The following is a 13,214-nucleotide window of genomic DNA, read 5'->3' on the forward strand; positions in this document are numbered from 1 at the left end:
CCATGGAACTCCACATCTTCCCGGCCGAAAACGCCGTGCTGGGGGCCCTGGCCGACTTTTTTGTGGCCACCGCCAACCAGGCCATTGCCGCCCGCGGGCGCTTCGCGGTGGCGCTGTCGGGCGGTAGCTCGCCCAAGAAGCTCTACGAGCTGCTGGCCTCCGATGCCTACCGCGCCCAGGTAGCCTGGGGCAAGGTGCACTTTTTCTTCGGCGATGAACGCACCGTGCCCCACACCTCGCCCGAGAGCAACTACTTGATGGCCAAGAAGGCCCTCTTCGACCCGCTGGCCATCAAGCCCGCCCACGTCTTTGCCGTCGATACCGCCCTGGCTCCGGCCGAGGCGGCGGCGCAGTATGGCGTGGCCATCGAGGAGTTTTTCGGCGATGAGCCCGCGCGGTTCGACCTCGTGCTGCTGGGCCTGGGCGACAACGCCCACACGGCCTCGCTCTTCCCCCACACGCCCGTGCTGCACGATGCGGCGGTGGGCGTGAAGGACGTGTTCGTGGCCGAGCTGAACACGACCCGAATCACCCTCACGGCCCCGTTGCTCAACCAGGCACGGGCCACGGCCTTCCTCGTGTACGGCGCGGGCAAGGCCATTGCCGTCCAGCAAATATTGGAGGGCCCCCGCGACGTGGACCAGTACCCCGCCCAGCTCATTGCGCCCGCCGGCGGCAACGTGCACTGGTTCCTGGACGAGGCCGCGGCTGCTGATTTGAAGTAAGCAGTGAGCCGGGATAAAGCAAAAAAGGCCTTGCCGTAGTGGCAAGGCCTTTTTTGCTTCTTGGGGCCCTGGGGGAGACTCATTCCGCGAAACCCCTCCCCCGGTGCCCCTACGGCAGCTCCGAAAACTCCGTCGCCGGCCGCGCTGCCTCGCCGGGGCGCAGCACTAGCGCCGCGCCATCGCGCACCACGATGGCGGCTTTGGCCAGGCCCAAAAACAGGCCGTGTTCCACGATGCCGGGGATGGTTTTGAGCCGCGTCGCCAGTTGCTCTGCATCGGTGATCTGGCCGAAGTGGCAGTCGACAATCAGGTTTTTCTGGTCTGATAAATAGTAGTCGGCCGCGCCCGACTGGGCCATGCGCACCACCGGGGCCCCACCCAGGGCCTCCACCGCATCGAGCACCCAGGGCAGGGCAAACGGCACCACTTCCAGCGGCAGCGGGAACCGGCCCAGCACCGGCACCAGCTTCGATGAATCGCCGATGACCAGCAGGTAATTGGATGCGGTTTCCAGCACTTTTTCGCGAAGCAGAGCCCCACCGCCGCCCTTTATCAGGCGCAACTGGCCGTCCAACTCGTCGGCCCCGTCCACGGCCAGGTCGAAGCGCAGGCCGCGCCGGGGCTCCACCAGCGGGATGCCCAGCTGCCGCGCCAGGGCCTCGCTGGCCATGGAGGTGGCCGTGCCCTGCACCTTCAGGCCGTTCTGCACCGCTGCCCCCAGTTGGATGATGAACTGGGCCGAGGTGCTGCCCGTGCCCAAGCCCAGCAGCATGCCGTCGCGCACCCAGCGCAGGGCGGCGGCGGCGGCCACTTGCTTTTCCTGGGCCAGGGTTAGGGCCCCGGTGGGGCTGGGGGAGGGGGCGGCTGGGTTCATGGGGCGCAGGCGAGAGAGGTGTTTGGCAGGAAGAAAAGCAGAGATATCGCACAAAATAGGCCGTCATGCTGAGCGCAGCTGAAGCATCTCTCCCGCTGAGTAATCTGAATCGTTTGGCGATTGATGTACTCAACGGGAGAGATGCTTCGGCTGCGCTCAGCATGACGGCCTAACAAAGCAAGTAAGACCCTCCTTGCCCGTTTTTAGCATGACGGCTTAAGGAGGTCAGGGGCCCTATTTGCCCATTTTCTTGGCTTCGGCAATCAGCTCCTCGTCCATTTTCACGTACTCGGCGTTGGCGGGCGTGGCGGCCATTGCGGCCTTCTTCGAGGCTTCGGCGGCCGTGATGGCGCCTTTGTAGTCCTTCATTTTCAGGCGCATTTTGGCCTCCGTGTTCAGGTTCCAGAACTTGGTGGGCTCGGCGGCGTTGGCCTTCTGAATCCAGGTCAGGGCCTGCTTGGGGTCCTTGTTGTTGTCGTTGTAGTACACAGCCGCGGCGGCGAGGTCGGCAGGGGCGGGGTTGGCGTTTTTGATGATTTTCTCGTCGATTTGGGCGGTGATTTTACCATCCACATCAGTCACGATCTTGAACTTGGCGCCCGTGTTGGCCCAGGTCATTTCCACGTTGGCCGTGGCGGGCGTCACGTCGGCGAAGTCGATGGTGAAGGTTTCGACCTTTTCCGCCAGCTTGTAGGGCTTGATGGTGAAGCGGGCCACGTCGTCGGCGTCCTTAAAGCCTTCCACGTCAGCGCCTTGCTTCAGGCTTTTGTTGAGCACCACCGTCCACTCTGCCGCGGCGGGAATGGTGTAGATGCCGTACTCGCCGGCGGGCACCTTTTTACCCTCAATGGTCACATCGTCTGAAAACTTGATGCTGGTGGTGGCGTTGGCGCCCGTGCGCCAGCGCTTGCCGTAAGGCAGCACAGTGCCGAAAATGGCGCGGTTCTTCACCCCCGGCCGCGAGTACACGATGGTCACGTCGGTGAGGCCTACGCGCTGCATCACGGTGCTTTTGGGGCTGGGCTGCGGGGTATTAATTTGAGCCTGAGCCGCGGGGGCCCCCAGCAGGGTAATGGCCGTAGCGGCAGCGGCAGAGAAAGTGAGCAGTTGAAAATTCATCGAACTTGGAAAAAGGTATGGTTGATACCCCAAAACTACAAAACCCGCGCCAGGGGCGCGGGTTTTGTAGTTTTGAGAGAGCCGTGCTTGCTCAGTCAGATCTACTTACATAATTCGTAATTAATTCAAAATGGCAAGTTTTTCAGATTACAACCATCAGTGGAGTTATTACTTGGCTATCGAAAGTCAATTAGAGAATACATCGCGGTACGTTGAATTCACCCAATCCAACTCTTTAACATATTCGATAGAGTTTGCTAGAATATTACTTTCTGCAGCTTCTGAAACAGACGTGGTTCTCAAGGAATTTTGTAAAATTCTTAATCCAACTGCTAACGCAGACAAGGAACCTCAATATCGGAAAGTAGTACAAGACCATTATCCTGGAATGATAGATGAAGTCATTCATATGACTCGTTTTTCTATCGATTTACAGCCTTGGTCTAACTGGGGCTCTGATAATAAAACACCAGATTGGTGGACTGCCAATAATAAAGTAAAACATCACAGGAATACTGATTTTGCAAAGGCAAACTTAAAAAACGCTATGCACGCTGTTGGTGCGCTGCATATTTTGTTGGTTCACTATTATAAACGACTGTTCTCAATAACTAATGGTAGTGAAATAAGTTTTAGCGATACTACAAGCGCCCTAATACCTGAAGCTAAACTTTTTACAATGAATGATGACTACTATAACCACTTCTTGATAGTGGGTTAAAAATTTGCAGCGCTAGTGTCTGACAAGGTATTTACGACAGCTCAAACTGCAAGCGCAGCAAGTTGGCGTATAGCCCTCCTTCCCGCTCGCTCAACTCGTCGTGCGAGCCGGCTTCGACGATGCGGCCGCCGTCGATGACCAGGATTTTATCGACTTTGCGGATGGTGCTGAGGCGGTGGGCGATGATGATGCTGGTGCGGTGCTGGAGCAGCTCGTCCAGGGCCCCCTGCACGAGCTTTTCGCTCTCGCTGTCGAGGGCCGAGGTGGCTTCGTCGAGGATGAGGATGGCGGGATTTTTCAGGATGGCGCGGGCGATGGCCACGCGCTGGCGCTGCCCGCCCGAGAGCTTGATGCCGCGGTCGCCCACCACGGCGTCGAGGCCCTCGGGGAAGGAGCTGATGAACTGCCAGGCGTTGGCCTGGCGGGCGGCGGCGATGATTTCGTCGTCGGTGGCGATGGGCTTGCCGTAGGCAATGTTCTCGCGGATGGTGCCGCCGAAGAGCAGCGTTTCCTGCGGCACAATGCCGATGTGGCGGCGCAGCGCGGTGAGGTCGTAGGCCCCCACGGGCTGGCCATCGACGAGGATGCGGCCCCCGCTGAGCTGGTAAAACTGCATCAGTAGGCTGGCGATGGTGCTTTTGCCCGCGCCGCTGGGGCCCACGAGCGCAATTTTTTCGCCCGGCTTGATGTGGAAATCAATGTCTTGCAGCACCGCAATGTCGGGCCGCGTGGGGTAGTGGAAGGCCACGTGCTCGTAGCGAATGTCGCCGGCGAGCTGGTCCGGTACCAGGCCAACGGGCGGCGCGAGGTGGGTGGGCTCGGGCGTTTCGTCCAGCACTTCGCGGATGTGCTCGGTGGCCCCCAGGATGCTCTGCACCTTGCCGTAGAGCTCGCCCAGGCCCGCCACCGAAGCCCCGATGAAGGCCGTGTAGATGATGAACGTGACGAGCTGGCCAATTTCCAGGTGGTCGGGGCCGGTGGCGTGCACCAGGGTGGCCCCGCGCCACAGCACCAAGATGATGCCGCCGAACAACCCAATGATTACAAACGAGATAAAGCCGCCTCGGTAGAGGTTGCTTTGCAGTGCCGCCTGCACGGCCCGCCCCAGTGAAGCGTCGTAGCGGCCAATTTCGAACCGCTCGTTGGTGAAGGCTTTCACCGAGTTGATGGACTGGATGGTTTCCTCCACGATGACGTTGGCGTTGGCCAGCTCCAGCTGCGTGGTTTTAGCCAGGGTGCGGATTTTGCGCCCGAACAGCCCGGCCACCAGTACGATGGGCGGGAACGTGACGAGCATGAACAGCGAGAGCTTCACCGACACCACCATGATGAACACGATGCCGCCCAGCAGCGTGAACACCTGCCGGAATAGCTCGGCCAGCGTCAGCGAAAAGGCGTCCTGCACCTGGGCCACGTCGGAGGTGATGCGCGAGATTAGGGCCCCCACGCGGTTCTGCTCAAAGAAGGGGATGGGCAGCTGCACGAACTTGGCGTAGATGGCCTGCCGCAGGTCGCGCACCGCAAACTCGCTCACCTGCGTGAAAAACCACACGCGCCCAAACGAGAAAAACCCTTGCAGCACGATGACCAAAAACAGCGTGAGGGCAATGCGGTTGATGTCGAACACCGTGCCGCCGGGCAGCACGTAGGGCTTGTTGTTGGCCGCGTCCACCAGCTTGCCCGCCACCCACGGAAACGCCATGAACGTGCTGCTGCTGAGCACCAGCATCAACAGGCCCACCAGGAATTTGGTGCGGTAAGGCAGTACGAACCGGAAAATCCGCAGGCTGCGCTTGAACGACTCTTTGGTTACTTTGGGCTTGGGGGCGTCGGGCACAAGGCCGGCACCACTGGTGTTAAGTCCGCTTCGGGCCATAGCTGGTGGCGCAGGTATCGGGGTGCGCCGTAAGATGAATAAACTGGGTAGGATAGTGGCCCGGGGGCCCTATTTTAATACTTGAAGCGTGGCGCCGTTGCCAAACGGTACCGGCAGTTGGATGGCCACCGGCAACGGTACACCCAGGCGGGTGGCCGGCTGCCAAGGCGGCAGCAGCGCCGCCACGCGCAGCGCCTCGGCGTCGCACTCGGGCGAGAGCGACTGGGCCACCTTGAAGCCGCTGAGGCGGCCGTCGGGGCCCACGGTGGCATTGAGCAGCACGTTGCCGGTGATGCTTTTGACGCGCGCGGCCTCGGGATACTTTAGGTTTTCCTGAAAAAACGTGCCCAGCGCCTGGGGCCCCCGGGGTACTGCGGGGCTTTGTCGGGCCGGTTGGCCGCCCCGCCGTGGGCCTGCGCCTGCATGCGGCCGGCGCGCAGCACCGTGGGGCCGGGGCAGCGGCCGGCGCGGGCACCGTTTGCGCTCGGGCCGCGGGGCCGGCAAGTAGCAACAGCAACAGTGAGGATTTCATTAACAGAACATTAGCAAGCAAAACCAGGGCCCCCACGAACTAAACCGCCGGTACGGGCGCGGGGTTCAGCGGGGCGGGGCGCGAAATGGCAAACAGGCCCAGCAAGATCAGGGCCCCGTTGAGGAGCAGAATCTCGAAGCCGAACTTGTAGCCGTTCAGCCACTCCTCCGAGTGCGTCACGATGAGCAGCGTAAGCCCCACTCCGGCCACGCACACGGGCAGCACCAGCCGCTCGCGCAAGCTGCGCTGGGTGAATATGCCGAACGCAAACAGGCCCAGCAGGGGCCCATAAGTAAAGCCCGCCGCCTTATACACGGCGTCAATCAGGCTCTGCTCGTTGAGGGCCCGGAAAATGAGAATGATGACGATGAGCACCGCTGACCAGCCCAGGTGGGTGAGCTGGCGCAGGCGCGTCTGCCGGGCCTCGGGGTACTTTTGGATGTCCAGAAAATCGACGCAGAACGACGTGGTAAGGGCCGTGAGGGCCGAATCGGCGGAGGCGTAGGTGACGGCGATAATGCCCAAAATGAAGATGACGCCGGCCACGAGCGAAAACTGCGTGGTGGCCAGGTATGGAAATACCTTGTCGGTGTCGAGGCCGCCCTTCAGGTTGAGGAGCTGCGGCAACTCGCTGAGGTGCAGGCCACGGGCAGCGGCGTACTGGTACATGAGCACGCCCAGCGTGAGGAACAGGATGTTGACGCACACGATGACCGGCGTGAACCAGAACAGGTTTTTCTGGGCTTCGCCGAGGCTGCGGCAGCTCAGGTTTTTCTGCATCAGGTCCTGGTCGAGGCCGGTCATCACGATGGTGATGAACATACCCGAGGCAAATTGCTTCCAGAAGAACTTATCGTCGCGGAAATCCGAGAAGTACACTTGTGACATCGAACTCTCGCGCACCGAGCTGACGAGCTGCTTGAAGGAGTAGTTCAGCTCGTCGGCCATGAAGTAGATGCTCAGGCCCACGCAGCTCAGCATGGCCAGCGTCTGGAAAGTATCGGTCCAGAGGATGGTTTTGAGGCCCCCCTTGAAGGTGTAGAGGTAAATGAACAGGATGCTGACCACGACGGTCACAGCAAACGGCACGCCCATGGCATCGAACACGGCCAGTTGGAGTACGCCGGCCACCAGGTACAGCCGCAGCGCCGAGCCCAGGGAGCGCGAAATCAGAAAGAACAGGGCCCCCGTTTTGTAGCTCCAGTAGCCAAACCGCTGTTCCAAGTAGGAGTAGATGGACACCAGCCGCAGCCGGTAGTAGAGCGGCAGCAGCACGGTGCCGATGACCAGGTAGCCGGCCACAAAGCCCAGGGCCACCGCCAGGTAGCTCCAGCTTTTCCCGTACACGTTGCCCGGCACCGAGATGAAGGTGACGCCCGAAAGCGAGGTGCCGATCATGGCAAATGCCACCATGTACCACGGCGCGTTGCGGTCGGCCACGAAGAAGCTTTCGCTCGTGACCTTGCGCGAGGTGAGGACTGCAATGACAATTAGAACAGCGAAGTAGCCCGCGATGAGGCTCAAAACGAGGGTTGGCGACATGGGCGCAAAGGTAGGGCCCCCGGGCAACGGGCGCCACCCCGCCGCTCGGGGGGCCCTACGGGCGTGCGGCCCAAGGTTTTATCCGGCGTGCCGTGGTAGTTTTAGGGCAGCACCCCGCTGCTGGCCGCACCGCCGCGCCCAGCGGCTCACCTCCCTTGCTCACCTATGCGCCACGCTTTTACCGTCCTTCTTTCGCTGGGCAGCGCCCTGGCCCAGGCCCAAAGTGGACCCATTGCCTTTGCCGGTGGCAGCTGGGCCGACGCCCAGGCAGCGGCCAAAAAGGAACACAAAAGCATTTTCCTGTACGCGTCGTCACCGGGCTGCCACTGGTGCAAGCCCATGGAAAAGGAGGTGTTCACAGACCCCGCCGTCAGCGCCTACTACAATGCCACGTTCCTGAGCTACAAAATTAACATCGACGAGGGCGAAGGGGAGGAGCTAGCCAAGCGCTACGAAATCAGGGCCATGCCCACGTACCTATACTTCAGCCCCGAAGGCAAGCTGCTGCACATGAGCAATAGCTACAAGCCGCCAACCGCTTTCCTGCAAGACGGCAAAGACGCCTTCGACCCGGGTAAAGCGTTTTTCACGCTCAAAGAGCGCTACGAAGCCGGCGACCGCAGCGCGCCGTTTCTATACACGTTCGGCACGTCGCCAGCACTGAGGCAACAGGAGGCTTTGAACGACCAAGTGAGCGCTGACTACCTGAAAAGCCAAACGGCGGCGGAGCTGGCTTCGAAGAAAAACCTGGATTACCTCTTCGAGCTGAGTACGAGCTTCTATTCCCCAACGACCCAATATTTCCTAGCACACCAACCAGCATTCGTAGCTCAGTTCGGCGGGCAAGCAGTTGATCAAAAGATTAGAGGAATTGTTAGGTGGGAGGCAATGAATGCGGGAGAGGCTAATAACCAAGCTGATTTAATCAAGCTGCAACAAACCATTACCAAGGCCACCCCCGCCGGGGCCCCCCAGTGGAATATGCTGGCCCGAACGTACTACCTGTTTGGCCAGCCGCAGCGAAATTGGTCTGCCTTTGCCGACGCAGCGTTGGCCTATGGCAAAAAATACGGTGCCCGCGACAGCCACACCCTCTACGATGCTGCTGCTCAAATGGAAGGCCTCATTAAAGATGATAAAACCCTGTTAACCAAAGCCAACCAAATCATCCAGCAGGCCCTGGCCGTTGACCGCAACTACTACAACCTCTGCACGCGGGCCAAGCTGCTGCACAAGCTGGGCCGCGACCCAGAAGCTACCCGCGTGGCCCAGGAGGCCGTGGCACAGGCCGTCAAGGACCAGAAAAATCCCGAAGAGGCTACCGATTTGCTGGCCGAAATAGGCCAGAAGAAGTCAGGCTAGGTCACTCCCAATCCTGCCAGGGCAGCGCCTCGCCCACGGCGGGGGTGTGCAGCTCGCCGCGCAGCATGCCGCCGGCCGCTATTTCCGTCAGGTGTTGCAGGGGCTCCGCGGCGGGCTCGTCGCTGAGGTCGAAGGTGCCGTAGTGCATGGGCACCAGGTGGCCGGCGCGCAGCACGTTGGCGGCCTTGGCGGCCTCGTGGGGGTTCACGTGGCTCTTGGTCATCATGTAGGGCGGCTTATAGGCCCCGATGGGCATCAGCACGATATCCAGGGGCCCAAACTGCCGCTCAATCTGCTCGAAATGGTCGCCGAACGCCGTGTCGCCGGCGAAGTAGATGAGCTTATCCGTGGCGAGGACCTTGATGAGGAAGCTGCCCCAGAGCACCGTGTTCACGTCGAACAGCCCGCGGCGGTGCCAGTGGCTGGCCGGGAGGTAGTACACCTCGAATGGGGCCCCGGGGCCCACGTCGAATTGTTGCCACCAGCCGGCTTCCTGCACGGGCAGGCCCGGGGCCATGCCGCGCAGCACGGGCCCCACGCCCAGGGGCCCTAGCACTTGCATTAATCGGTTTTGCTCGGCTAGTAATTTGATGGAGCGCTCGTCCAGGTGGTCACGGTGCCCGTGGGAGAGCAGCAAAAAATCGATGTTCTGAATTGCCTCGGGCGCGCAAGGCAAGGGGTGCCGGTGCCGCAGCCCCACTGAGCTAAACAGCACGGGGTCAAACAGTAGGGTGGTGGCTTCGATGCGCAGCAGAAAGCACGAATGCCCCAGCCACAGCAGCACGTCGTCGGTGCCGGCCAGGGCCGCCGTGGCGTCCACCACGCGGGGCACCCAGTGGTCATGCTTTTTGGCTTCCTTCTGGGGGTTGGTGGCCAGTTGCCACTTCAGCACATCGCCGGCGGTGGGAGAGTAGAGGTGCTCGCCGTTGGCAAATTGGTGGCCGATGCGCTTGTTGCCCGGGTAGCCGGGGCGCACGGTGGGCAGAGCGGGGTTATTCAGGTACGAAACAGAAGCCATGCCGGGCATACGCAAAAGCGCCCCGCCGCGTAGGGCCCCGGGGCTCCGGAGCCAGGAAAAATTAGGGCCCCCGGCGCAGGTGGCCAGCCAGGTTAATGTTTCCCAGCAGCCAGCGCGTACCTGTTCTTTGTTCGTAACCGAGCCGCCAGGCTTTCAAAAACTAAAGGTGCTTGGCCGCCCGAATAGCTGGGTTGAGCGGCTGCCAAACCCATATTTCGGGGTTGCAGCCGCGAGCCGATGGCAGGCCCTTTCTGTGCGAGCAGTTGCCGGTGGGTTTGCCGCATTTCAGCCCTTCGCACAAGCACCGCGTACAAGTAGTTTCGGATCGGTTTCGGACGCCAGGTAGCCAAGACTTGCCACCGTCACCCCCTGCTTTTTGGAGAGGGGGCCGGCTCTGCAAAGGGCTGGTGAGGCGCACGCCAGGATGCCAAGGCGCACAGACTCCGAAATGCTCTAAGCGGCTGGCCCGCAACATTCTTCACTTTTTCAACAGTGCATTCCGTGCCCGAAGACCTGTACATCGTCGCCACCCTCAGCGCTAAACCCGGGCAGGAAGATGCCCTGCGCGACTTGCTGCTAACGGCCACCAAAACTTTCCGCCAGGAAGATGGCTGCCTCTCGTACGCCCTGCACGAGGACCTTAAGCGCCCCGGCCGGTTCATGACCTACGAAGCCTGGCGCGACGAGGCCGCGCTGGCCGCCCACATGCAAACGCCTACGATGGCAGCGGCGGGCCCCCAGCTTGAAAAGATGCTCGACGGCGAAATGACCCAGGATTTTTTGAAAACCTTGCTGTCCCTGTAGCCGCCACCACCCGGGCTCCGGTCTGCCCGGCATGGGCCCCTAGCGCACCTGGCTAGCCAGCCAGGCGTCGCGCAGGGTCTGCTGGGCGGGGGTAAGGGGCGTTTTGGCGCCGGCCTCCGCGGGCTGCACCTGCACACTCGCCGTTTCGTTGAGCAGCAGCTGCACGGCGCGCTCGGCCCCGGCGCGGGTGCGCACTTGGGCGCTCACTATCTGGTTGGGCGCGTGGCGTTTCAGCACGGCGTCGAGGTCGGCGGGGGCCCGCAACGGCTTGTCGTCCAGCATTAGTAGCTGGTCGCCTACGTCGAGGCCGGCCTTGTAGAGGCCCGAGCCGATGAGGGCGTTGCCGGCCACCAGGCAGCGGCCCTGCGGGTCGAAGGCTACCTGCTCGGCCAAGGCCAGCTGGTGGGTGGGCACTGCGGCCAGCCCCGCGGCCTGCAAGTCCTCGGCAAAGCGGGGCTGCTCGTGGCCGTACACGTAGCGCCGGAAAAACTGGCCGGCGTAGGTCGTGTCATGGGCCACTTCGCCCAGCACCCACTGCAAGTCGGGCAGGGTGTAGGGGCGGGCAGCGGCGAAGTTGGCCTGCTTTTTCCCGTACTGCTGCCACAGCGCCTGCATGTACTGGTCGAGGGTGGCGCGGTGGTCGCGGCGCAGCTCCAGGTCGAGGGCCAAGGCCAGGCCGGCCCCGTAGTAGTAGTAGCTGAGGTAGGTATTGTCGGTATTCACGGGGTCGATGCTCACGCCCGAATCGGTGAAGACGGCCTGCTGGCTCATGCCCACGGCCGAGGTGTAGCGGGCCCCGGGGCTGTTGAGGCGCTCATTCACCCAGTCGCTCACCTTATCAAAAAACGCCGCGTCGTCGTAGTCGCGGGTGCGGCGCAGCGTCAGCTCGCCGAAGTACTGCGTGAAGCCCTCGGCCAGCCACAGGGCGTCGCTCATGTTGGTGCGCTGGAAGTTGAAGGGCTCCAGGTCTTTGGGCCGGATGCGCTTCACGTTCCAGGCGTGAAAAAACTCGTGGGCCACCGTGCGCAGGTTGCGCAGCGCATTGGCCCCCTGCAAGTCGCGCGGAGCCGTCAGCGAGGTAGAGTTGCGGTGCTCCATGCCGTCGCTGGTGGCCTGCGGCAAGTAGTTGGCCAAGAAGGTATAGCGCCCGAAATCGTACGTCGGCAGCTCGCCAAAAATGGCCTTTTCCTCCTTCACCACCTGCTGCACGCGCTGCTGGTAGGCGTCCACGGCGGCGGGCGCATCGGTGCCCATCACGGCCAGGGTAATGGATTGGTCATCCTCCTCCCAAGTGCGCACCTGCTGGGCCCCCAGCATCACGGGGCTGTCCATCAGGTAGGCCCAGTTGGGCGCCACGAAGGTGTTTTTCTCCCCGGCGGGCCGCAGCTGGGTAGCGATTTTCCAGTCGGGCAGGGCATTGAACTGCACTTCCACCGGGCGGCTTTCCAGCCCCAGCGCGTAGCAAAACACGGCCGGCGCGTTCAGGTGCGCGTGTTGCAGGTCCACGCCGGCGTAGGTGCCGTCGCTGCGGTTGGCGTACAGCGTGTAGTGGAACACCACCGTGCCGTCGGGGCCCGGCGTCACGTCCCAGCCGTAGGCGTCGGGCTTAGTCGTGGGCAGCGGGTGGTCGGCGCCGTCGGTGGCCACCACGTAGTACACGTTTTTGATGAAGTCGTGCTGCGCGTAGCGCCCCGGCGAGCTGCGCGCCATGCGCACCCGCAGGGGCCCCGGCGGCAGCCCCGCAAACGTGGCCGTGACGCGCGCCTCGTGGTGCGCCGCGTTCGGAAACGCCACCGCGTAGCGCACCGCGGGCCCCACCGGGGCCACCTTGGCTGGGGCCCCAGGAGCCTTGGCGGCGGGCTTGGCCGGGGCAATCGACTTGGCCGTGGCCGCTGGTTTATACGCCGGTTTGGCTGGGGCGAAGCGTGGCCGCGGAGGCGCCGTTTGGGCCCGTAGCGTGGTGGGGGCCCAAGCGGCGCACAAGGCCAGTGCCAGCAAATGCGGGGCGTACTTCAGGTTACTCATGCGGCAAGGACGGGGAGAAGGTGCGGCGGATTTTGGTATAATAACAAGGGCGGAATGCGTAAGGCGGTTCGCAAGGCCATTGCAATAAGTATTTTCCGTTATCGAATCCTCAAATGTAGGAAAATAATCGGCCCCTCCTACGCGCCCGTTTCCGCGGGTCCCGCGGGCCGAAATACCGTGCCCTCCACCGCCCCACCGAAGAAGTAGGCCGGGGGCCCCGGGCGCAGCCCCAGCCCAGCCAGGGCCCCGTGCAGGTCGGGCAGCCGCTGGGCACGCAAGGCCGCCACTGCCCCAAAAAACCGGTACATGGTGCCCAGCAGCGCCCGGTGCCAGCCCCGCCGCGGCCGGCTAAAGTCGGCCAGCAGCCACGGGGCCGCGGGCCGCCGCGCCGCCGCCAGGCGGGCCAGGGCAGGCCCCAGCGCGGCCAACGGAAAGCAGTCGAGCACGAAAAACGTTACCAGCGCATCGAACTGCTCGCTGGGCCCCAGCGTCGCCTCGGTGCCCACCCGAAACTCGACCAGCAGCGCCCGGTGCCAGCCCCGCCGCGGCCGGCTAAAGTCGGCCAGCAGCCACGGGGCCGCGGGCCGCCGCGCCGCCGCCAGGCGGGCCAGGGCAG

Annotated in this window: 11 protein-coding genes and 1 pseudogene; 4 read left to right on the forward strand and 8 right to left on the reverse strand. The window is 62.6% G+C overall.

Annotation, left to right across the window (positions count from 1 at the left end; translation table 11 throughout):
- Positions 1–2: 2 nt before the first annotated feature.
- A complete protein-coding gene (pgl, locus tag BEN49_RS19120; protein WP_070746039.1) occupies positions 3–725 on the forward strand; it encodes a 6-phosphogluconolactonase in 723 nt (240 codons plus the stop codon).
- Between the two features lie 109 nt (positions 726–834).
- On the opposite strand, the gene rpiA is transcribed toward pgl, so the two are convergent.
- Together rpiA and BEN49_RS19130 are read right to left on the reverse strand one after the other, a co-directional pair.
- Positions 835–1,599 carry a ribose-5-phosphate isomerase RpiA gene (rpiA, locus tag BEN49_RS19125; RefSeq protein ID WP_070746040.1) on the reverse strand — a complete coding sequence of 255 codons (765 nt, stop codon included), beginning with the start codon at positions 1,597–1,599 and terminating at the stop codon, positions 835–837.
- Positions 1,600–1,833: 234 nt separating this feature from the next.
- A complete protein-coding gene (locus BEN49_RS19130; protein WP_070746041.1) occupies positions 1,834–2,718 on the reverse strand; it encodes a DUF2911 domain-containing protein in 885 nt (294 codons plus the stop codon).
- 130 nt (positions 2,719–2,848) lie between these two features.
- Between BEN49_RS19130 and BEN49_RS27180 the strand changes: the two genes are divergently transcribed.
- Entirely contained in the window at positions 2,849–3,439 is a 591-nt protein-coding gene (locus BEN49_RS27180; protein WP_125917031.1) for a hypothetical protein, read from the forward strand.
- 31 nt (positions 3,440–3,470) lie between these two features.
- On the opposite strand, the gene BEN49_RS19135 is transcribed toward BEN49_RS27180, so the two are convergent.
- The 3 genes from BEN49_RS19135 to BEN49_RS19145 all read right to left on the reverse strand — a co-directional run bounded on the left by BEN49_RS19135 (position 3,471) and on the right by BEN49_RS19145 (position 7,389).
- On the reverse strand, positions 3,471–5,315 hold the full coding sequence (locus BEN49_RS19135; RefSeq protein ID WP_070746042.1) for an ABC transporter ATP-binding protein: 1,845 nt from the start codon (positions 5,313–5,315) through the stop codon (positions 3,471–3,473).
- Between the two features lie 69 nt (positions 5,316–5,384).
- Complete coding sequence (locus BEN49_RS30225; protein ID WP_070746043.1) at positions 5,385–5,819, reverse strand: energy transducer TonB; 435 nt, start codon at positions 5,817–5,819, stop codon at positions 5,385–5,387.
- Positions 5,820–5,886: 67 nt separating this feature from the next.
- Positions 5,887–7,389, reverse strand: coding sequence for a sodium:solute symporter (locus BEN49_RS19145; protein WP_070746044.1), 1,503 nt, complete (start codon positions 7,387–7,389; stop codon positions 5,887–5,889).
- A gap of 165 nt (positions 7,390–7,554) precedes the next feature.
- Here BEN49_RS19145 and BEN49_RS19150 point away from each other — a divergent pair, with 165 nt between their 5' ends.
- On the forward strand, positions 7,555–8,751 hold the full coding sequence (locus BEN49_RS19150) for a thioredoxin family protein (protein ID WP_070746045.1): 1,197 nt from the start codon (positions 7,555–7,557) through the stop codon (positions 8,749–8,751).
- Position 8,752: 1 nt separating this feature from the next.
- Here the strand turns inward: BEN49_RS19150 and BEN49_RS19155 are convergent, their stop codons facing one another.
- The gene (locus BEN49_RS19155) at positions 8,753–9,769 is read right to left on the reverse strand and encodes an MBL fold metallo-hydrolase (RefSeq protein ID WP_070746047.1); all 1,017 of its coding nucleotides are present in this window, start codon (positions 9,767–9,769) and stop codon (positions 8,753–8,755) included.
- A 501-nt stretch (positions 9,770–10,270) separates the two neighbouring features.
- Here BEN49_RS19155 and BEN49_RS19160 point away from each other — a divergent pair.
- Positions 10,271–10,573 carry a putative quinol monooxygenase gene (locus BEN49_RS19160; protein WP_070746048.1) on the forward strand — a complete coding sequence of 101 codons (303 nt, stop codon included), beginning with the start codon at positions 10,271–10,273 and terminating at the stop codon, positions 10,571–10,573.
- Positions 10,574–10,612: 39 nt separating this feature from the next.
- Here the strand turns inward: BEN49_RS19160 and BEN49_RS19165 are convergent, their stop codons facing one another.
- Together BEN49_RS19165 and BEN49_RS28350 are read right to left on the reverse strand one after the other, a co-directional pair.
- Complete coding sequence (locus tag BEN49_RS19165) at positions 10,613–12,598, reverse strand: M61 family metallopeptidase (protein WP_083326254.1); 1,986 nt, start codon at positions 12,596–12,598, stop codon at positions 10,613–10,615.
- 137 nt (positions 12,599–12,735) lie between these two features.
- Positions 12,736–13,214, reverse strand: a pseudogene (locus BEN49_RS28350) (hypothetical protein); the annotation flags it as partial.

This window comes from Hymenobacter coccineus, from assembly GCF_001816125.1.
GTDB lineage: Bacteria > Bacteroidota > Bacteroidia > Cytophagales > Hymenobacteraceae > Hymenobacter > Hymenobacter coccineus.